General features: G+C 42.6%; 19 protein-coding genes, 2 tRNA genes and 1 pseudogene. 1 reads left to right on the forward strand and 21 read right to left on the reverse strand.

The window, feature by feature from the left end; genetic code table 11:
* Position 1: 1 nt before the first annotated feature.
* The 10 genes from EFA47_RS15555 to EFA47_RS15600 form a co-directional block, all read right to left on the reverse strand.
* Complete coding sequence (locus EFA47_RS15555; RefSeq protein ID WP_122644074.1) at positions 2 to 1,279, reverse strand: sensor histidine kinase; 1,278 nt, start codon at positions 1,277 to 1,279, stop codon at positions 2 to 4.
* Between the two features lie 2 nt (positions 1,280 to 1,281).
* Positions 1,282 to 1,989, reverse strand: coding sequence for a LytR/AlgR family response regulator transcription factor (locus EFA47_RS15560; RefSeq protein ID WP_164690027.1), 708 nt, complete (start codon positions 1,987 to 1,989; stop codon positions 1,282 to 1,284).
* A 518-nt stretch (positions 1,990 to 2,507) separates the two neighbouring features.
* Entirely contained in the window at positions 2,508 to 2,720 is a 213-nt protein-coding gene (locus EFA47_RS15565) for a response regulator (RefSeq protein WP_122644076.1), read from the reverse strand.
* Between the two features lie 63 nt (positions 2,721 to 2,783).
* Positions 2,784 to 3,752 carry a D-2-hydroxyacid dehydrogenase gene (locus tag EFA47_RS15570; RefSeq protein ID WP_122644077.1) on the reverse strand — a complete coding sequence of 323 codons (969 nt, stop codon included), beginning with the start codon at positions 3,750 to 3,752 and terminating at the stop codon, positions 2,784 to 2,786.
* Between the two features lie 14 nt (positions 3,753 to 3,766).
* Complete coding sequence (locus EFA47_RS15575; protein ID WP_235853275.1) at positions 3,767 to 4,657, reverse strand: phosphogluconate dehydrogenase C-terminal domain-containing protein; 891 nt, start codon at positions 4,655 to 4,657, stop codon at positions 3,767 to 3,769.
* Positions 4,658 to 4,690: 33 nt separating this feature from the next.
* Positions 4,691 to 5,629: a transketolase family protein gene (locus EFA47_RS15580; RefSeq protein ID WP_122644078.1), complete on the reverse strand. Its 939-nt coding sequence runs from the start codon at positions 5,627 to 5,629 to the stop codon at positions 4,691 to 4,693.
* 2 nt (positions 5,630 to 5,631) lie between these two features.
* Positions 5,632 to 6,450, reverse strand: coding sequence for a transketolase (locus EFA47_RS15585; protein ID WP_122644079.1), 819 nt, complete (start codon positions 6,448 to 6,450; stop codon positions 5,632 to 5,634).
* A gap of 67 nt (positions 6,451 to 6,517) precedes the next feature.
* Positions 6,518 to 7,798 carry a TRAP transporter large permease gene (locus EFA47_RS15590; RefSeq protein WP_122644080.1) on the reverse strand — a complete coding sequence of 427 codons (1,281 nt, stop codon included), beginning with the start codon at positions 7,796 to 7,798 and terminating at the stop codon, positions 6,518 to 6,520.
* The gene (locus EFA47_RS15595; RefSeq protein ID WP_122644081.1) at positions 7,795 to 8,316 is read right to left on the reverse strand and encodes a TRAP transporter small permease; all 522 of its coding nucleotides are present in this window, start codon (positions 8,314 to 8,316) and stop codon (positions 7,795 to 7,797) included. The genes EFA47_RS15590 and EFA47_RS15595 overlap by 4 nt, the downstream gene beginning before the upstream one ends.
* Before the next feature lie 15 nt (positions 8,317 to 8,331).
* Entirely contained in the window at positions 8,332 to 9,351 is a 1,020-nt protein-coding gene (locus tag EFA47_RS15600; RefSeq protein WP_164690028.1) for a DctP family TRAP transporter solute-binding subunit, read from the reverse strand.
* Between the two features lie 272 nt (positions 9,352 to 9,623).
* On the opposite strand from EFA47_RS15600, the gene EFA47_RS15605 reads away from it, so the two are divergent.
* Positions 9,624 to 10,346 carry a FadR/GntR family transcriptional regulator gene (locus tag EFA47_RS15605; protein ID WP_122644083.1) on the forward strand — a complete coding sequence of 241 codons (723 nt, stop codon included), beginning with the start codon at positions 9,624 to 9,626 and terminating at the stop codon, positions 10,344 to 10,346.
* A gap of 131 nt (positions 10,347 to 10,477) precedes the next feature.
* On the opposite strand, the pseudogene EFA47_RS15610 reads toward EFA47_RS15605, so the two are convergent.
* From EFA47_RS15610 to EFA47_RS15660, 11 genes and pseudogenes are all read right to left on the reverse strand, one after another.
* Positions 10,478 to 10,864, reverse strand: a pseudogene (locus tag EFA47_RS15610) (cupin domain-containing protein); the annotation flags it as partial.
* Positions 10,831 to 11,061, reverse strand: coding sequence for a hypothetical protein (locus EFA47_RS19960; protein ID WP_164689881.1), 231 nt, complete (start codon positions 11,059 to 11,061; stop codon positions 10,831 to 10,833). The pseudogene EFA47_RS15610 and the gene EFA47_RS19960, both read right to left, overlap by 34 nt.
* 197 nt (positions 11,062 to 11,258) lie before the next feature.
* Positions 11,259 to 12,140, reverse strand: coding sequence for an SPL family radical SAM protein (locus EFA47_RS15615; protein ID WP_122644084.1), 882 nt, complete (start codon positions 12,138 to 12,140; stop codon positions 11,259 to 11,261).
* 247 nt (positions 12,141 to 12,387) lie between these two features.
* A tRNA-Cys gene (locus tag EFA47_RS15620) sits at positions 12,388 to 12,458 on the reverse strand.
* An 89-nt stretch (positions 12,459 to 12,547) separates the two neighbouring features.
* Positions 12,548 to 12,619, reverse strand: a tRNA-Glu gene (locus EFA47_RS15625).
* Between the two features lie 193 nt (positions 12,620 to 12,812).
* Positions 12,813 to 13,916: a DUF3810 domain-containing protein gene (locus EFA47_RS15630; RefSeq protein WP_122644085.1), complete on the reverse strand. Its 1,104-nt coding sequence runs from the start codon at positions 13,914 to 13,916 to the stop codon at positions 12,813 to 12,815.
* Positions 13,917 to 15,223: 1,307 nt separating this feature from the next.
* A complete protein-coding gene (locus EFA47_RS15640; protein WP_122644087.1) occupies positions 15,224 to 15,913 on the reverse strand; it encodes a P-II family nitrogen regulator in 690 nt (229 codons plus the stop codon).
* 11 nt (positions 15,914 to 15,924) lie between these two features.
* A complete protein-coding gene (locus EFA47_RS15645; protein WP_122644088.1) occupies positions 15,925 to 17,469 on the reverse strand; it encodes a DUF1538 domain-containing protein in 1,545 nt (514 codons plus the stop codon).
* A 336-nt stretch (positions 17,470 to 17,805) separates the two neighbouring features.
* Positions 17,806 to 18,195: a PaaI family thioesterase gene (locus EFA47_RS15650; protein WP_122644089.1), complete on the reverse strand. Its 390-nt coding sequence runs from the start codon at positions 18,193 to 18,195 to the stop codon at positions 17,806 to 17,808.
* Between the two features lie 65 nt (positions 18,196 to 18,260).
* Positions 18,261 to 19,775, reverse strand: coding sequence for a response regulator (locus EFA47_RS15655; protein WP_122644090.1), 1,515 nt, complete (start codon positions 19,773 to 19,775; stop codon positions 18,261 to 18,263).
* Positions 19,760 to 21,550: a sensor histidine kinase gene (locus EFA47_RS15660; RefSeq protein ID WP_164690029.1), complete on the reverse strand. Its 1,791-nt coding sequence runs from the start codon at positions 21,548 to 21,550 to the stop codon at positions 19,760 to 19,762. The genes EFA47_RS15655 and EFA47_RS15660 overlap by 16 nt, the downstream gene beginning before the upstream one ends.
* Between the last annotated feature and the right edge of the window lie 36 nt (positions 21,551 to 21,586).

The raw sequence follows: 21,586 nt of genomic DNA on the forward strand, positions 1-21,586 counted from the left end.
TCTAAACAGTTGTATTGACTGTCTTTTTTCTTTTTAATATTACAATCGAAGAATATTCTCCATTTTTTATGCCAGCTTCAAAATATCCATTATTCCTTTGTACCGCTTCCGAAACATTCTTTAGACCTATCCCATGATTTTTCTTGTCTATCTTATAAGTCACATCCTTAGAAACTGTCTGGGAATCTATACTATTTTGTATGCCAAACTCACAATGCTCTGCTCTTTCTTGTATGATTATGCGTATATATTTCTCACCTGTTTTCTGTCGTTGCATAGCTTCCGCCACATTTTGGATCAGATTAGAAAATATGATGCAGAAATCCACTTCACTTATCAGCAGACTGCCGCTGCATCCACCCCATATATTTATTTTCACTTCTCTCAATGGCGATAAATAATAATTTAAAAACATATCCAGTAAATCATTACCGCTTATATAACATCTCTTCTGAATACTTACAAGATTATCCTGCAAGCCTTTTATATATTGTACGCCTTCTTCTATTTCTTGATTTTTTATATACTGTGTCAGACAGAGAAGATGATTTTGCATATCATGTCTATATCTGCGGGTATCTTCTTCACGTTTCAGCAATTCTTTATAATACTTTTCCTGCATACTAATTAAGGAACGTTCCGTATCAACCAGCTCACGCATAATCTCATTTGCTTTTCGGATATATGCAATAAATACCAGTAATGCGATCATTCCTATAAATGCAAGTACGCTGATAAAATCTGCTATCAGTTTAAAATTTTCTTTAAGCGCATATTCTTGCATATTACTGAAGCCTACGATTATACATGACAATATAATAGTCATTACAAGCATTGTAATCATAACCCTTGCCTTAATAACTCCAGTTATATACATTCCAAATTCAGGTTTGCGTTTCTGCACTTCCCTAGCGAAAATAAACAAAATAAGAACAATAACCGCTTCCAAAAATCTTATATATCTATAGTCTGCCACATAATATTGTATTGCAATACCGATTATCTCGTCCAGACTTCCGGAAATACAAAGCACCATCAAAATCTGAAATATTTTTTCTCCTATTCTCCCTTCTGTCATACAATACACTGCCGCACACGCAAATATATACAGCAAAATCGGACCGATTTCTTCCACCCACAGCAGACATAGTGTATATACTATGCCGCTTACAGCTACAGAGCCGGATGCTTTCATTTTCTTTCCGAAAAATATCTCTAACCCCATTGAGAATCGTATTACTTCTATAAAATAATTCACTACCAATATCAGCACATTCATACTTAACTATACCTAAATCGGAATTCTTCATATTCCCTTTCAAATTCTTTCTTTTTCCCTCTTGGGATTTTTATCTCTACGTCAGTTATTTTAATCACTCCCCGCTTATATTCCTCTATAAGCGCCAAATTTACGGCATATTTTCTGTCTGCTCTATAAAAGAGCCTTCGATCCAAAAGCGGCATTATTTTTGTCAAAGACATATCTTTTCTCATCATACCTCTGTTCTTCACATAAACTCCCACATAACTTTCATATGCTTTCACGTACAAAATATCTTTTTGCTGTACATTATAAGGGATTCTATTCAAATATAATTCGACTGTTTCTATTCCCAACATAGAATTCAGCGCTTCATCTAAAGCTGATATGATTTCTTCCGGATCAAATGGCTTTGTCACAAACCGGAATGCACTGATCCTAAATGCCTCTTTAAAGCGATCCACTCTTCCGGTTGCCATAATTATTTTACAGTCTCCATTACTTTCCTGGATTCTGCCGCCAATTTCAATCCCATCCAGTCCCGGCATCTCAATATCAAGAAATACTATATCCATTTCCTGTATTGATTCAAGGAGGTCTGTGCCATTATAAAATTTTTCAATTTTATACGCATATTCCTTTTTATCTAAGTGTTCAGAAACAATATTACTTAGGACCTCCACTACTTCAGGGAAATCATCGCATATACCGATTTTTACTTTCTGCATATTTTTCTGTTTTTCGCAACTCCTTTTATTCGTGATTGCTTTCATTGAACGCTGAAGCCGTCCAGAGAACTCCCTGTCGCTCAGCTTGCTTTCCGTGATTTCTATGATTTCTTCTTCTGACCATGCCCACGGCGGATATATAGCCGTCCGCCGATAATACTTACGGTTACCTTTCGTGCGAGCTTCTCTAAGTTTTTCTGCCGATCAATAATTATTTTTAAGAATAATATACATCCTCCTTCTTTATAATACAAGAAAAAGAGCAGATATCACTCCCATAAAAATTTTCTGCTCTTTTCTCCTAAAGTTTAAACTATATACCGATTTCCATAATAATCATCCGTTTTGTCCAACCGCTGAGTAAAGTTACTCTTTTTCCTCAACCGACTGCTTCCACAGCTTTCGCACATTATACTCTTTTGACCTATCCTTTAGCTGTAAACTACAGTATATCTCGTTGTTTTTGGATTTGAAGCTCTCTCCATGCCGTTTCAATGTATTCCTTGTTCGTCACTTCCTTAATCTTCTTCCTCCAGTCCCGGGGTACTCTTTCGCAGCTGGACTTCCACTCGGGACAGAACTTCCTGTATGTCGAACGGCTTCGTCACATAATCGTCCGTCCCATTTTGCAAAAACTCCACCTTCGTATCAATCGTGTCCTTCGCCGTCAGCACATTCACCGGTGTACGCCCCTTCTTTCGTATCTCTTTTAATACTTCCTCTCCCGGCATCGGATTCCGGGAGGGAACATTTACTTTAGTTCAATTCACCATGGCATTGTGAATGAAGCTGTCCTATTTATTTACAATATTCACGGGCGCTCCGTCTAAGAAGCTCTTCAGATTATCAACCGCAATATTCATCAGTCTCTGCCTGGACTCCTTTGGCGCCCAGGAGATATGCGGTGTAATCAGGCAGTTCTTCGCCTGAAGCAACGGGTTATCTCCTTTGATCGGCTCTGTAGATACAACGTCTAACCCTGCAGCCGCAACTTTGCCGCTGTTTAAGGCATCCGCCAGGTCCTGCTCTTCAATTAACTGCCCTCTGGAGTTATTCAGGATAATAACCCCGTCTTTCATCTTTGCGATTGTAGATTTATTAATCATCTTCTCCGTTTCTGGAAACAGCGGGCAGTGGAGGGCGATCACATCCGACTGGCTAAGCACCTCGTCAAGCTCTGCGTATCTGCATGTCTCAGACTCTAAGTCTGGATTTTTATATGCATCATATGCCAGCACGTTCATTCCCAGCGACTGCGCAATCCGTCCCGTAGACTGGCCGATTCGTCCATATCCGATAATCCCCATCGTCTTCCTGTCCAGCTCGATCAGTGGGTAATCCCAGAAGCACCAATCTGCATTATGTTCCCACGCTCCGTCATGAACCACCTCATTATGATGACCGATGTGATGGCAGATCTCAAGCAGAAGCGCTATTGCAAACTGTCCGACCGCCGCTGTCCCATAAGTAGGGACGTTCGCTACCGGGATTCCCTTTACCTTTGCCGCTTCTACATCGACTACATTATATCCTGTCGCCAGTACCCCGATAAACTTAAGGTTCGGACACCGGTCCAGCACGTCTTTTGGAAGCTGAGTCTTGTTCGTGTACACAATCTCTGCATCTTTGATTCTATCTACCACTTCTTCCATATCTGTGAGCGACGTTCTGTCATATACAGTACATTCACCCAGCGCATTCAACCCTTCCCAGTCCAAATCTCCGGGATTCAGCGTATATCCGTCTAATACAACAATTTTCATCTGACATCTCCCTCCTATATCTGCGGCTTTTCCGGATGTAGCATCGTAGCGATTACCTTGTCTAATACGTCGTCATTCCAGATCTGTTTCCAGTCTTCCCTCATAACAAGACGGTTTCCAAGGCCGATAGCAACTTTACATGCATCCGATACAGGCGGATTTCCCGGGATATACCCAAGGAAGTTCGCAGACAGATTATAGATATGTCCTGTCAGGAAGGAAACTGCCGCTTCTCTTGGGATTCCTCTTCTCTCTGCTTCATCTACCGTCTCAGCCATCGCATACAGGCAGGTAGCTCCGAGAAGTTCTACTAATGTAGGCTCCAGGAATGCAATCTGCTCAGAGCTCATAACATAGGCGTGTTCTACCGGCGCATACATCTGCTTTGCCACTTCTACACACTGCGCGAACCTGTCATCGTCTCCCTGAATCTTAGACATTACAATATCCTGCTTGCCGCCGCAGCCGCCGAAACGGTCCTGGCGCGCCTCGAAGGTATCCTGATCGAGGAAATAAGAAGGATGACAAGGATGTGCAACCCCAAATGTACAATCATCTCTTAATGTAAGTTCCTTTGCCACTGCCGCCGCCGGATCCAGAATAATGAAGCCTGTGCCTGGCTTTAACTGTGGAACATAAACCGCTGATAACTTACCGATCAAAGTATCCGGCACTGCAAACACTACTACGTCGGATTTTGCAAGCGCCTCTTCTACGTCCGTGGGCTCAAATCCGCGGTCTTTGATACTCTTAATCCCTGCTTCAGATGCCTCCACCAGCAGAAGTTCGAACTCTTCTGGCCTCTTTGCCAGGTTATTGCTTGTCCTAGTTCCCATCTTACCGCCTGCTCCGATTACACTTACTACGATTTTACTCATTTTAATTCCTTCTTTCTCTTTTTTCATTGATCCTTTACTTCTTATCTTAATATCCCTGGTTTAACGCTTCGCCGTCTCAGCCCCTGTTTTTGCGATATCCTCCGGCGTAAATCCATATGCGTCCGCTAGTTCTTTTGCCGGGCCTGATTCTCCGAACGTCGTAAGACCAATTCTCTTAACGATCTTCGGATCATTTTCCACTACCAGCTTACTGATATAAGCGCCCATCCCACCATTTACATTGTGGTCTTCCACCGTCACGATACAGTCTGCTTTTCCGATCGCCTCTAAAATTTTGGACGGGTCTTTACCATATAAAATATTGATATCTCCAACTGTCACATTGACTCCCTGTCCCTTCAGAATCTCTGCCGCCTCCAGAACACGATCCAGCACGAATCCACTGGACAAAAGCAGTACGTCATTGCCGTATTCTTTCAGAATGCGGATTCCATCCGGACTAAACGGTGTCTCTTTGTCATAGGCGTCCACCTCGCGGCCGCTTCCTGCACGCACATAGACTGGTCCATCGATTTCCGCCGCCATCTTAACAGCATGATATGTCTGAGCCGCATCCGCAGGAGTAAAGATCGTATAGTTTGGGATATTTGACAAAATCCCCAGATCTTCATAAAACTGATGTGTCACACCTTCCCGCTCTCCTCCAAGAAGTCCGGAATTGATTCCGACAAATTTAACATTCAGATTCGGATATGCAACAAATGTTCTCATCTGCTCACATGCACGCATCGTAAGGAATCCTGCGTATGTACCAACAAACGGGGTCAACCCTGCTGCCGCCAACCCTGCCGCTGTGTCCACTGCATTCTGTTCTGCAATTCCCACCTCTACATATTGATCTGGGTGAAGTTCTGCGAACTTTGTCGCACGCATTGCTTTTAATGAGTCCGGCGACACGAACATAATCTTATCGTCTGTCTCCGCCATATCGATAAGCGCCTGTGCAAATGCCTCTCTTGTACCTTTAAACTCTGCCATCTCTATACACCTCCTAAAATTCTTACTGCTTCTTCATACTGCTCTTCTGTCGGAACTCCTTTGTGCCATGCATTATTGTCTTCCATATAAGGAAGTCCTTTTCCTTTGACACAGTCGCACACGATCACGCTCGGTCTTCCCTTCTCGGCTTTCGCATTCGCAATAGCCCTCTTAATCGCATCGATATCGTGGCCGTCGATCTCCTGCGCATGCCACTGGAATGCTTCAAAACGTTCCTTAATATTATTAGAACCGATCGTGTCCTTTACAGAACCGCCGCTCTGCCATCCATTCTTATCTACGAATACGACCATGTTGTCGAGCTTATGGCCTGCCGCCGAATTAATCCCTTCCCAGCAGATACCTTCCTGAAGTTCGCCGTCTCCGACCACTACAAACACATTGTAATCTTTCTTCCGGTATTTTCCGGCCATAGCCATACCAGAACCTATTGCAATACCATTTCCCAGAGAACCGGACGTCATATCCACGCCCTTTGTCTTATTCATAACCGGATGTCCCTGAAATTTACTTCCAAGCGCCCTCAGACTAAAGTCCTCTACTTTTTCTCCAAAATATCCTTTCTCGGAGAGAGCCGCATAATAGATCGGGCACGCATGTCCTTTCGATAAGATGAAACGGTCTCTGTCTTCCCATTCCGGATTTGCCGGGTCGACTCTCATTTCGTCAAAAAATAGTGTCGCTACAATATCTGCAATTGACAGCGCTGGCCCCGGATGTCCGTCTTTTCCCTTATAGACCATATCTACCGCCGTCAGCCGGAGCCTATCGGCAATTTGCTTTAATTCTACTGTGTTCATATTAAATTCCTCCTTTTTGATAAATCCCTGCAGCTTCTTCTACATAGTTTTTTCTATATGGCCTCTTCTACGCTCCTAACATATTTGGAAGCCACGTAATGATAGATGGTATAAATGTCATAAATAAAAGCGCTAGTACTTCGACTCCCAGGTAGATCAGTATACGCCCACTGATCTTTCCGATACTCGTCTCCGCGATTCCCGATGCCACGAACAGGTTCACTGCCATCGGCGGCGTGATCATACCAATCGATGTATTAATGATGATAATAATTCCAAGTGCAATAGGCGACAGTCCAAGAGAGGTTGCGATCGGCAGCAGAATCGGCGTCACGAGCAGGATGATGGACTGTGTCTCTAAAAAGCAGCCAAGGAATAAAAGTAATATATTAATCATCAACAGTAATATATATTTGTTACTGAAAAGTCCAAGCACACCTGTCGCAATTGCCGTCGACATATTCTGGTGCGTCATAAACCAACCAAACGGAGCGGACATGCTTACGACGAACAGAACGACTGCTGAACTTACCGCTGATTTCTTCAAGATATCATAGATATCCCCAATGTTAAGTTCCTTGTATACGAACACACTTACAACTAACGCATAGATACATGCTACAGCCGCTGACTCTGTCGGTGTGAAGAGTCCTCCGTAGATTCCTCCCAGGATAATAACTGGCATCAAGATAGCCAGGAGCGCCTCTTTAAAGGAAACGGCAACTTCTCTCACTGTTATCTTCGTATTATCCGGTGCATCGTATTTCCTGCACACGGCAATATTCGTAAATACAAGGACTATCGCAAGCAGAATACCCGGCACGATTCCAGCCATGAACATCGTCCCTACAGAGACCGACGCTGTTACCGCATATGTAACCATCGGTATACTTGGCGGAATAACAACTCCCAGTGTCCCTGCCGAAGCCGCTACAGCTGCCGCCACTTCATCCGGATAGCCTTTTTTCTTCATCCGTGGAATCGTAATCCCTCCGATTGCAGCAACCGTCGCCGGATTAGAACCTGAGATAGCTCCAAAGAATGCCGAAGCCACTACTGTAATACAGGACAACCTGCCCGGCAGTTTTCTAAGCAGAATTTCTATGAAATCAATGAGCCTTTTAGAGATTCCTCCCTTTTCCATAATGTTTCCTGCCAGAATGAAAAATGGAACCGCCATCAGAGTAAAGTTATCCGCTTGAGTAAACATCCTCTGTGTCACGACCGGCAGAAGGTGCATATTGCCACTTAACATGATAACCGCACACACCGCCACTCCTAGGCAGACAGCTATAGGTACTCCCAGGATTAACATCAGAAACAGTACGCTAAATAATATTCCTATCATACTTCCTGTTCCCCCTCTTCTATCAGTTCTTTCTCATCCTTCTTATCTTCTTTCCCTGTAATCTGTGTGTACGTATGGTATACATAGCACACCGCCATAATTACAAGTCCTAATGGAATCGCAAGATACATCAGCCACATCGGCCAGTTAAGGCTCGGTGTAATCTGGCCCCCGCTGATCTGAAACGCCAGAATCTTAACCCCGTAATATCCAGCAAACAAACTGAATACTAACACGATCACTGCACAGATTCCCCGGATTACCTTCATAACCTTTTTCGGCACGAACAAATCCAGCGCCTCCACCGAAAAGTGTTCTCCATCAATCGCCGCCACTCCGATGCCAAGAAAGATAATCCATATCATACAATACCTTGCCAGTTCTTCCGCCCAAGATATAATAAACAGATTCGTGAATCTTGCGACAGTCGCAATAAATACAATGGTACACATCACAATCATCAATATTACAAGAAGTATTTCTTCTATCTTTTTAACCGCTAAAAAAAACTTCTTCACCACTCATCCTCCGTTCTACTTTGTCCATTTATCGACAAGTTCCTGACTAATCTGGAACGTCTCAGCCATATCATATACATCCGACACAGCTTCCTTCCAGACTTCTTTGTCAACTTCTGTAATTGTAACCCCTTCTTTATCCATGTTGGCGACAGCTTCTTCGTTATAATTCTGGCTGTACTCTCTCTGCCAGTCTTTCGCTTCTTCCGCCGACCGGTCAAATGCTTCCTGCTGTTCTTTAGTCAACCCATCGTATATCCTTTCACTGATCATCAGAACACACGGAGAATAGAAAAGATCAATCATAGATATATATTGTTGGACTTCCCATACCCGGCTTGTATCTATAATCGCGATCGGGTTCTCCTGTCCGTCAACCGTCCCCTGAGATAATGCTGTAAAAATCTCCGACCATGCCATAGGAGTCGCCGTCGCTCCAAGTTCTTCATATGTCTCGATATGAACGTTATTTTCCATCGTTCTGATCTTCATCCCTGCAAGATCTTCCGGCGTTGCAATCACTCTATCGTCGTTCGTCAGTTCACGGAAACCATTTTCCCAAAAGCCTACGCCCCTGATCTTCTGTGTCTCCAATTCATCCAACAGTTCCTGTCCCAGTTCCCCGTCTAATTTTGAATATGCATCTTCTGCATCTTCAAAAAGGTACGGAAAGTCAAGTACTGCAAAGTCTGATACAAAGTTAGGAATAGGACCGGTAGAGATCAGGCACATCTCCTGGACTCCCAGTCCCACGCTCTCCATCATATCTCTTTCATTTCCCAGCTGAGAATTCGGATAAATGTCAAGTGTCATCTCGCCGTCACTGTATTCCTCCAACAGTTTCTGCATCTTCTGCAGTCCTTTCACATAATGTCCTTCCGGCGCGGTTGTCGTCCCCACCTTGAATCTGATATTCGCGCTGTCTGCCCCCATCATACCATCATCTTCCTGTACCGATGATGTAGAAGAATTACTACAGGCTGTCAGTGATATCAATAATGTCAGGGCCAAAACCGCAGCAACCATTTTCCTCATTTGTTCATCTCCCTTCTCATTCATTAAACATCTGATGTTTTATATATAACATCTTTTGTTATATGTGTCAATTAATTACTAAACCAAATTCACTTTTTGTATAATATTTACAACTAAACCGACTTAAAATTGTTTATTAATACCTGACAAAATACTAAAAGCTTAATATCGTCCGCCGTATTGTACATCCTTTCACGAAACAATTGACAAACAATTGGCATTTAATCTTTTAATATGATAAAATCTTATTTAAGAGATCGAGGAGGTGCTTTATGTCTATTTTCTATGATAAATCTGTTAAAAGGGAATCAGCCGTAGATATAGTGGTGAATAACATCAAACAGTTATTGATAGATAGGAGATTAAAACCAGGGGAGAAACTGCCCAGCGAGCTGGAGATATCGGAAGGTCTCGGTGTAAGCCGCGGTTCAGTCCGAGAAGCGATGAAGATACTATCCGCTTTTGGATTGATCGATATTCGTGTTGGAAACGGAACTTATGTGTGCGAAACTCCCGGAAACGGAATGTTGGACTCCTTTTTGTTTAGTTTTTTCCTCTCCAACCCGAATATCGAAGACTTATATGAATTCCGTCAAATCTTTGAAATTGATATTTTAGAACAGATTCTGAAACACTATGATGAAAACCAGACAGACAGAACGTCCTTGAAAGAAAACTTAAAAGAACTGCAGCAGCTCATCAAGTCCGGCGCAACTCCCTCACAGTTAAAGGAAAATGACCTGGAATTCCACCGTTTACTCGGCAAAGCCTCCTGCAATCTTTTATCCGAAAAGATTTATAACTTTGTGATCGACTTTATGGAGCCTTCCATATCCGCCACTCATAAGCACCAGAACGGTGAGATCGTCTATAAAGTGCATAAAGACATCATGGATATTATTGATACAAGAGAATCCAGCCAGATTACAAAAGTAATCACTTCTTCTGTGGACACCTGGTCCGTCCTCCAGTCCTTCGAAAAAGAGGAGGCATAGCAGTTTAAATATTGCTTTACACACAAAAAGAGCTGTTGCTTCAGAGAATCAACATTCGCTAAAGCAACAGCTCCTTTCTTTATTTTTGGAAAAAGATTATCTCATTTGAGAGTTTTGCTCCCTTCTATAATTTAAGGATTATACAGGATCATGTGCAGTACTGATGTTTCTACGCCTTTATTTCTGTAAAAGTGGATTGTATCTCCTTTAAATCAAATACTTTCATCTTTAGCAACAGTAAAATACTGACTATCGGCTATTATTTCAATGATACCATCAAAAACGGTAATAAATTCTGTGGTGCCCCGCAGATGTGGTTCTGACTGCCAGTAACTTTCTGGCGCTAACTCCAAATAATACACCGCAAATCTGCGATTTTCATTATCCGGAAAGATAGAATCGTTTTTTACTTTCCCATTATCCTCTGACAAAGGCTGTATTTCAGATATCTTTACGATTTCATACGGGACTTTTGGATGCACCGTCAAGGCAATAAAAGGTACTTCCATACCGTTTGACCAATTAGCAGCATTTTTATCAGAACAACGGGGGCAATATATTTTCTGCCAACATGGGAATAATAGGGGCCTGCCTTTTCGCATATAAAATCAAAATTTACACAGTTTTTAATTTGTCTCAGAAGATGATCTTCTGGAACCATAGAATCTATGTCAAGGATTACCATCTGGATTTGTCCGCTTTGTTTTCTCATCATAAAAAATGACCTCCTGTAATTGATATAATAAGTATACCATACAGAAAGCCATTTCTCTTTAGTTTGTCAACAGGTCCACTTTGAAGCAGTCTCGGATACTCCTGATGGAGTATTTCATCTAACATACTGCGCCATCTTTAACCAACCAGCCTATTCCCCCAAATAGCCGGCAAACAATGGTGCAACCGCTGTTTTATTCACTGCTGCCAGTCAAACAGGCTCAATTGGATATTTTTATTTCTCTCCTCAAATGCGTTCAAGTACTCAAATATTTTTTTATTGTCATGTACAATACCAGCATTTTCACATATGCCGTGATACACCCCCATAAGTTCTTTGTTTATGGGACTGTTTAATTGATACTGCATACCATATGCTTTTATATATCTTTCTTTCATTCCAGGAAAAAGCCAGTCCAGCTGCCTGTAGAAATATTCCCTGCTTCCCTCTCTAAGTGTAAGGCCCATTCCAAAGCAGATAACTCCATAGACTTTTGCCTCAACACAGTACTCCAGGATGCCTCTGATATTCTCTTCTGTGTCATTAATAAATGGAAGAACCGGGCAAAGCCATACAACAGTTGGGATTCCGGCGCTGTTAAGTTCCTTTAATGCTTCAAAGCGCTCCCGGGTCGTACTGACATTTGGCTCCAGCTTTTTACACAAGCTCTCATCATACGTAGTCAGTGTCATCTGAACCACACATTTGGCCCTCTCATTTATGGCTTTTAATAAATCTATATCCCGCAGCACTCTGTCTGACTTTGTGATCAAGGTAAACCCAAAACCATATTGATATATTAATGACATTGCTTTTCTTACATTTCCAATTTCATTTTCAAGAGGAATATAGGGGTCTGTCATTGAGCCTGTGCTAACCATACATTTTGAACGTTTCCTCCTAAGGGTATTCTCCAGCAGTTCAACCGCATTTACTTTTACCTCAATATCTTCAAAATCATGTTCCATGTGGTAACATTTACTTCTTGAATCACAATATATACAGCCATGGGAACACCCTCGGTATAAATTCATTCCATTTCTTGCTGACAAAATCCCTTTGGCATTAACATAATGCATGGCTCTCCCTCCCTACTGACCGGCACATCTCTTATATACAAAACTATTTAAACTCCTGTTTTATTTCATTATTGTTATCCAATGAATCCCCTGAGCTCTGTACCTCATTTGACACGCCAGTGTCCGCCTGTTCCTTGTAAACCTCTTTTAGAACAATATAAATATGCTCCCTATATAGAAGGTTCTGTACATCTTCAATACCTGCCTATAGGGAGCATTTACATACTTAATTATCATATTATTTAAAAGGCACAGACCGGATTTGAACCGGTGATCAGGGTGTTGCAGACCCACGCCTTACCACTTGGCTACTGCGCCTTATTACAAACACGCAACATATAATTATATGCTGCGATATAAATCACCACTATCAGTAAATCTCTCTAAAGATTCACCTAGGTGATGAATGACTCCTACGGGAATCGAACCCGTGTTACCGCCGTGAAAGGGCGATGTCTTAACCGCTTGACCAAGGAGCCACGTACCACAAAACCTGGCCGCCAAATTTGTAGTGACCGTTTTTTATGATAGCATAACCCATTTTAAAATGCAAGGCTTTTCAGAAGAAAAATGAATAATTGCTGTTGTTTTGCAAAGGGGTCTGTCCCTTTTGCATTTTGCTCTGTCCCTTTTGCAAAAGGGTCTGTCCCCTTTGCCCCCTTTGCATTCTCACTACATCTCCCCATAATAAGCCACTATCAGATCAACCATTTTATCATAGCTCTGTACGCCGTTATTCTGTCCGTTTGCTTTCAGGTATGTATCATTGACTTTTGTGGAAACTTCTGCTACCGCCCCTTCATAGGAGGCCCAAAACTGATTATTCTCCTTTAAATCTGTTTCTACAAGCGTGTTAAGGCCCTGCCTAACATCCTCCCATTCCTGGTAATCGCTCTGCCTGAGTGTATTCATACAGTATATCCATCCCATCAAATATCCGCTGTACTGGAAATCCTCACGCGGTGAATCCTTACAAGCCAGAAATGCAATAAAGTTCGCCTCTTCCTCCTGCATAAATCCCCTTAAATGGGATAATTCATGGCAGGCAGTGAACGGTATATTATAGGAGGCCATATCTTTGTTATAATTGGCTTCTACTGTAAAAGGTGAGTATATTCCTGTCAGGCTCTGGTAAGAAAGAATCTCTGATACAAGGAGTCCCTTGGGTGTTGGATAATAGCCTGCCAAACATGAATACGTCTTCCCAAGCTGTTCCATTGCACTGACAGCGCCCTCCTCCTCCGGCTTTGCCAGCTGCATCACTCCCGAAATATCACGCCTGACGGTTCCTGCTCTTCTATTGACCTCTTCTGTCAGCCAGATGCATGCCTGCTTCAGTTCTTCCACAGTATATTCTTTAAGTACCAGTCCCGCTTTCTCTGAAAAGGATACCCTGTGATAATTAATACCACAATTAGTAACATAAAGCAGTATTAAAACGGATGCTGCCAGAAATACTCCTGATCCCCAGCGCAGTACTGCCATTTTGCCTTTCTTCCTCAGAAAAGCCTCTCCAAGTGTATGTATTAAAGTCCCTGCAAGCAATATTAAGAATACATACAAACACAACTCAGCCAGCGAAAACGGGAATAATCCGGAAATACGCCCAATCACAGAGGCAATCACAGCGTAAACATGGACTGAATACCATTCCGCCATGCCGTCACATTCATTTGATAGTACTGTCAAAACCACTGTTCCCACCAGAAATACACAGCTTATAACCATTCTCTTTTCTATTATATTATCCTTTTTCTGTCTTTTGTCTCTTTTCATATCCGCCGGCCCTTTGTTCTACTTTATATTTATAATAAGATATCTGGAGGCCAAAAACAACTATACACTCCTGGAAAATCTAGTGTATGCCGAGGATCGCCTGGCATGTAGTTTACCAAACACGCTTTAAACTGTTAATACCTTTTTTATATATTTATGATTTCCTTAATAATTTCAACATATTTTAGACACATTTTTTTATTATAGTATTACTCAGATAGTTGATAAACATTTCAACTATCTCCCCCCTCATAAAGTAAAGCACCTTGAAACTTAGTTTCAGGTGCAGCACTTTACTCTCATTCCTTTAGATAACTATAAACACAACGAAACCCGCAAGCCATATGGCTAGCGGGTTTTCGCTGTGCTCTTTTCTTGATGAATTAGATTGTTTTACTGCAATCTTTTTATATCCTAGTACTTTCTGTCTCTGATAATACTTTTCCGACGCGAAGTTCCATAAAATATTGGCAGGCCTGGAATGCCGTCGTGCCATCCACCCGATGAATATGTCTCTTCTCCTGCATTTTCATAACGGTATATAAAAGCATGATCTTCGTGTTATCGCCCGTCTGTGGGGGTAAGGTACGTTCTGAGCCCATTCCCTTTATATCATTAGGCGAATTTCCCTTATCTGGAACTATATTATTCTTGTCTGGTTCTAATTTTCCTTATCCGGTATAAAAAAGTTGTGTTAGCGATAGTGGTTTCCGTCAGCGTAACGCCGCCGGAAACTTACTTCGTATTTTCTATTTTTAGAGTACGTTAATCCGAAAGTCAACGGACAATACACCAATGACGTGCCCTCTTTTCCCCTATTGATATGTTTTGTCCTATTTTGCCTTACTATTTACAAAAGAGCTGTTAATACTAACGATTTCAGCATACTTTAAACACCTCTGCAAAATTATCTCCATATGGGGATACAAAAAAGCCAAATTCCGCATACAGGATTTTGGCTCATCTGTCTTCATGAATCTCACCTCATTTACAGAGGCACTTTATAACAATTTTATATTTTTTCTCTTTCTTTTATAAAATCATCACGGCTTGTACACATTTTGCGTCTATACTAAGACTCAGATAGTTGATAAACATTTCAACTATCTCCCCCCTCATAAAGTAAAGCACCTTGAAACTCAGTTTCAGGTGCAGTACTTTACTCTCATTCCTTTAGATAACGATAAACATAACGAAACCCGTTAGCCACATGGTTAGCGGGTTTTCGCTGTCTATATCAAGGTATACAAAAGGCAGTCCTGAATATACATCTTCTGACACAGATGGATCTTCCCCCAAAGGCAGGATTAATCCTCAATATCCTCCTCCCGCATCCTGAGGCCCACGGCGCTTGTAACCGGCAGGGAAAATACGATGGCCTTCTCTTTACTGTCAAGTCCTGTCTGCTCCATAATTGCCTTCATAATCTGGTTCTTCTCATTGGCCCTGGCCACAATAAAGATAATTTCCTTTTCCTCAGCAAGAGAAACACCCAGGAACTTTTTGGCGCTCTCCATCCCAGTCCCTTTGGCGTGAATCACCGTACCGCCACCAGCCTTTGCGCTCCTTGCCGCATCCATCACTGTATCAATACACCCCTGGTTTGCAATGGCCACCAGCAATTCATATTCTGTCTCTTTCAACGTTGTCTCCTCCTCCTTCTCAAAGTCGCGGCCCTGTATCAAAAACTGCAGTACTTTCTTCCCTCCAATACTGCTGAGCGGGACAATAAATGCAATGCCTGTCCCCGGGATATCAATCTGCATACGTATGATCATACCACGCTTCAATTTTTTCCAGCGCTCCTCTGTCACCACTGAAAAAAACACAACCTTTTCTGATGCCTCCAACCCAAAATAGTCCAATACCTCACTGTTTGCAGTTCCCCTGGCCAGTGTCCCGAAAAAAACTTCATGCTCGTGTTCCCCATAGAATTCCCGGAACCGGTTCTTCATATTTCGGTTTGTGATCGTAACCATCATGTATAATCTGCTCATAGGCTCCTCCTCTACAGGTCAATAATATCGTAATCCCCATATGCTTCCAATGGCTGGACAGGGACTGTCTCCCTGGCAGCCTCTTCTTTCGCCACTTTCTGCTCATTATAATGATAAACTGCCCCCAGTATCTGGATAGTGATCAAGGGCGTCATGGCCACCATCGCTACCACGCCAAAAGCATCTGTCACGATGTTCCCGCCTACGGCCTCACAGGCCCCTTTGGCAAACGGCAGAAGGAAAGTCGCAGTCATGGGGCCGGAAGCAACGCCTCCAGAGTCAAATGCAATAGCCGTGAAAATCTTCGGAACAAAGAAAGATAGAATAATTGCAATAGCATATCCCGGAATCAAAAACCAGAAAATGGATATGCCTGTGAGCACCCGGATCATAGCCAGTCCCAGTGACACAGCAACGCCAATAGACAGGCTGTAACCCATGGCCCTGCCTGATATTGCCCCTGAAGTCAGTTCTTCTACCTGTTCCATCAGGACATAGACTGCCGGCTCTGCCTTAACAATAAAATATCCAATCACCATGCCAATGGGAATAATAATCCAGCGATAAGGAAGCCCTGCTATAATCTGGCCCATATAGTTCCCCGCCGGCATGAATCCAATATTTACTCCTGTCAAAAATAAAAACAACCCTATATATGTGTAGACAATGCCAACTGCTATTTTCAGAATCGTCTTTCGCTTAATATGTAAGGAAATCACCTGAAACAATGCAAAAAACAAAACAATAGGCAAGAGGGATACCAGCATCTCTTTCATATAATGAGGAATCCCTGATGCAAACAATCCCCAGAGTTCCACAGAGTTATCTGCATCTGGGATAACTGTCTGTGTATAGACACTGCCAGAAGGTTTATATATCATGCCTAAAATCAATACTGCCAGAATAGGCCCAACGGAACAAAGGGCAACCAGGCCAAAGCTGTCATTCTCCGCATGTTTATCACTACGCACTGCTGAAAAACCAATACCGAGGGCCATAATAAATGGGACTGTCATCGGCCCTGTAGTCACGCCGCCCGAATCAAACGCCACTGATACAAAGTCATCCGGCACAAAAAATGCCAGAATAAATACAAGAGGATACAAAACAAGCAGCATATGGGACAGCGGTATGCCAAACAGCATCCTCACCACAGCAGTCACAAGGAAAATCCCCACCCCTGCAGCTACCGCCACTATCAAAGTATAATTAGGGATTGAAGGTACCTGCTCCGCAAGTACCTGAAGATCCGGCTCCGAAACAGTAATAATAAAGCCAAGAATAAAGCAGAGAAAAATAACCACAATCAACTTTTTTGTCTGGGTCATTCTTGTGCCAATTCTTTCTCCCATAGGGGTCATAGCGATCTCCGCCCCAAGAGTAAAAAACATCATCCCTACAATCAATAGGACAGCGCCAATAATAAAAGCCATCAGGATACCGGGCGGGATAGGCGCAATTGTAAAACACAACAATAATACAATTCCAATAATTGGTAGGACGGCTCCTAATGACTCTCTTAATTTTTCTAATAGTCTTGTCTGATATAATCTCAATATGCACTCTTACCTTTCTGTTATCTATCGTCAGTAACCCTCCATATTTTCCAAATGGACCGTCTCCCCGCCTGCCGGCAAAGGTGAATAAATACCGCCGCCGCCATACAGGGGGAAGTAAACTGTGCCATCTAGTCAAATATGAAACAAAAAATGTACTTTGATTTTAATTGTAACATAAAACTATTTTATCAGAAAGTAAAAAGTGCCCAAATTTCATATAAATGTTTTCATATAAGTGTATCCCAGGTTCCATCATCGGACCCCAGGACGGATCCTGCAATCCATTTGTATTTTCCTGTGGCAGCGCCAAATCGGACGGCTAACCCTTTATATCTATTTGTGATATCCAGTGGTATTTACTACTGCTGCCAGATGCCCTAATTCATCCTTTACCTCAACTCTATAATAACTTGTCTTTCTTCCATTTTTTATACATACGGCCTCTGCCGTCAGCTTCTCCCCTTTAGCGCTCCCTAAGTATGCGATATCTGACTGAAGTGACACCGTTCCGATCTCCTGCCAGTTAGAGGCCACGGCAAATGCAAAATCTGCCAGAGTAAAATATACGCCGCCCATCACTGCACCCATGGCATTTTTATGTCTTGCCTCAATGCGCAGACTGCACTTTGCATAATGCTCCTCTACCTCGTCGATAACTGCGCCGTTGTCTGTAGCAAAACGGTCCTTTTCAAATAATTCTATAATCTGTTCCGTAGGTTTCATTGTCTCTCTCCTAAATAAATCCTGTTTCCGGTCATTCTTACTAGCAAGATTTAGTATAGCACAGATTATGCCCTATTGCCAGCCATATCCAAAGGCGGCCGAGCCTCCCCCTGTTCCATATATTCCTTTGGGCATACTCCTGTCACTGACCGGAATATTCTGCTGAAATAGAACTGGTCACTATACCCCACTCTCTCCGCCACATCCTTTATATAAATCTCCGGTTCCATACTCATAATCTGTTTTGCGCTTTCTATCCTGATCTGCATCAAGTATGCACTGAAAGAAGTCCCGCCATAAGTCCTGAACATCCTGCTCAGGGATGTCTGTGATACCCCAAAGTTCCGGCAGATGTCCCCCAAAGTCATGGCTTCCTTCATGTGTGCTTTGAGGTAAATCTGTATAGATGTGAACAGAGACTCTTTATCATCAATTTTTTCTGTCTCAAGATCTGGAATACATCTTCTTATGATACTGATTACTGCATCCCTTAATTCATCCATATTGGAGGCATAATAAAAGGCGTCATCCAACATAAATTCCAGCTCACTGAAATCATACTCCACAGGATATACATTTCTTATAATCTGGAAGATATATCGGATCCCTGCCTCCACATACATCTGGCTATATTCCTCATCTGCCCATATCCTAAATAATCCTGTAAGTTCTTCTAAAAGCCGCCCATTCTTTTTCTGCCTGATTACTTCTTCAATATATTCAGAACGGATACGTTCTTTTGGATTCCGCCCCAAAACCGCCTTGTCTGTTTCACTCTGTATCCTGCTGACGCCAATTACAATCGTCTCGTCCATCCTCCGGTACAGGCATCTTGCCACCTCTCCAAGACTATCCAAGGTAAAAGGCGAAACCCTGTATATTCCAGTTACATATGTTCCACTTCTCTTTTCTTTTTCAAAGATCTTTATTACAAAATCATAAAACTGTCCTCCACAGAGCATATTCTCTGGAAACAGATAAAGTCCCTCCATCTCATCCCGCCCATATATGTAAATCTGTTCCTCTTCCATAGAGAAAATCTCCACTCCGGATCCAACTTTACGATAACGTCCTAAAAACCCACTTCTTCTGAATACTGCCGCATAATATCTGCCTGGCACAAAGTACCGGAGAACTTCACCCGCCCCGATGTTCCCGCCATTGCACAGTACGCTTAGAATATGGTTCCTCTTTTCATAATAGAGTGTATTTAGCCTATGTTCCAGCTTTTCCATAATTTTTTGCATATCTGATGGAACAAGAGGTTTCAAAAGATAATCACAAACTCCAAATTTCAAGGCACTTTTTGCATATTCAAATTCTGAATATCCGCTGACAATCACAGCAAGGATAGAAGGAAATTCCTGTTTAACAAGTTCTACAAACTCAATCCCATTCATTACCGGCATACGGATATCTGTAATAAGGACATCAGGCTGGTCTCTCCGTATCATATCCAGCGCTTCCTTTCCATTATTTGCAGAACCTATAATTTTATATTGGGGACATTTTTTCTGCAAAATCATTCTTACATGGTTTAACCCTGCCGGTTCATCATCAACAATCAATATTCTGTACATCCTTCCTCCTCCTCAGTAACCCCAACTATGATCTCTGTCCCGCCCCCCCTGCCAGGCTGTATTTCAAACATCAATTCTTCATTATAAAGCAGATACAGCCGTGCATATGTATTCACCAACCCCATGCCTCCTATATCTAATTCCACATGAGTTCTCCTGTCCGTCAGCCTTCTTTTCACTTCTTCAATTTCTTTCATTACCTTGTCCACAGCCTCTTTAGAAATCCCGCCGCCATTGTCATGTATGTGCAGATACCAGCCGCAGGCTGTTTTCTTTCCTGTAAGCGTAATCTCTATTATGTCCTCCCCACATTCATATCCATGCACGATAGAGTTCTCCGCAAATTGCTGAAGAATAATCTTCGGCAATATCTTGTCCAGTATTTTCTCATCAATCTTTATACTATAGCATAGCCTATAATCATATCTGTGCTTCAACAGTCCCAAATACTGCTCCAGATATTGTACTTCATCCCTGACTTTCGCATATTTCTCCCTAGTATTTGTGGCGTAGCGCAGCATCGAGGCAAGCTGGGCGCACATATCACAGATAACTTCATCATCTGAGAGCATTCCCCGGCCAGATATCACATTGAGGACATTATAAATGAAATGTGGGTTTACCTGCGCCTGGAGAAGGTCAAACTGTGCCTGAAGCTGCAGCATAGACATCCTTTTTTCTTTTACCATAGATTCCTGCAGCCTCTCCAGCACATGGCGGTAGGCTTTATATAATACTTCTATTTCATCATTTGATATTTTCTCGGGTATCTCCGCTTCCAGGTTCTCCATGCTGGTACTTTCCATGTATTTCTGGAGCTGCCGTACGGGCCTGGCCAGATGCCGGGAAGTGACATATACATACCCCAGGGAAAACAAAAGCATACTTGAAAGGAGCACAAGGCTCACCGGAAATGCTGATCCCATGGCGCTTCTGCTGATATCAGTCCGGGCAACTGTCAGAAGAACCATGTCCTCCGCCTGAGACTCGCAGCGCAGGCACAGTACTTTCTTCCCACCTTGGTCTTTAAAGCTTACAATCTCCTCCCCCTCTCCTTCCATCCGTTCTATGTACCAGGGGACATCGAGGCTGTCGTCGCTTTGATACAGTACCTCCCCTTGCCCTGTCAGGAAAATATACGTCCTGTCGCCTACTTCGCCCCCAAAGATTTCATCCAGTTTCTCTCTGCTCTGCTGTACCTCGATATACCCCATATCCATGCCCTGGATCTCTTTGGCTACAGAGACTACCCAGGGTTTAACTTGGTTCCCCCAGTCGTCCCTGTGCAGTCCAAGTATCACATTCTGGCCCTTTTTTCCACTTACCTCCCCAGCCCAGGGCCAGGTATCATAGGATGCATCCGGATCCGGCAGAAGGTTCGTATAGTTTGTATTTGAGATAACTCCCCCCTGCTTATTGAATACCACGATACGGTAAAATTGATCCATCAAATAATAGGAGGAAAGCTTCATCCTTATCTTAGACCCCGCCCCGTCAAAATATATATCCGCATAAGATTCTGAATCCAGCGCCGCAAAGGCTTTCAGGGAATCCAATATCTCTATATCTGACAGAAAATAAGTAATGGCCGCATCCATGCTTTCCAGCACGTCTTCCATCTGCTGCAGCTTCACACTGGATACCGTGTGCAGATTCCCATATTCTTTACTCTTATATTGTTCTACGCTCAGCTTATAATAAATGCACCCAAAAGCGCCAGTAATTACCACAGAAAATATCATATATACGAATATAATTTTCTTCTGGAATTTCATGCCCCCCGCCCTTTCTATATTTTCTTTCAGATTTAA

The sequence above is a fragment of the Luxibacter massiliensis genome (assembly GCF_900604355.1).
GTDB classification, from domain to species: domain Bacteria; phylum Bacillota; class Clostridia; order Lachnospirales; family Lachnospiraceae; genus Luxibacter; species Luxibacter massiliensis.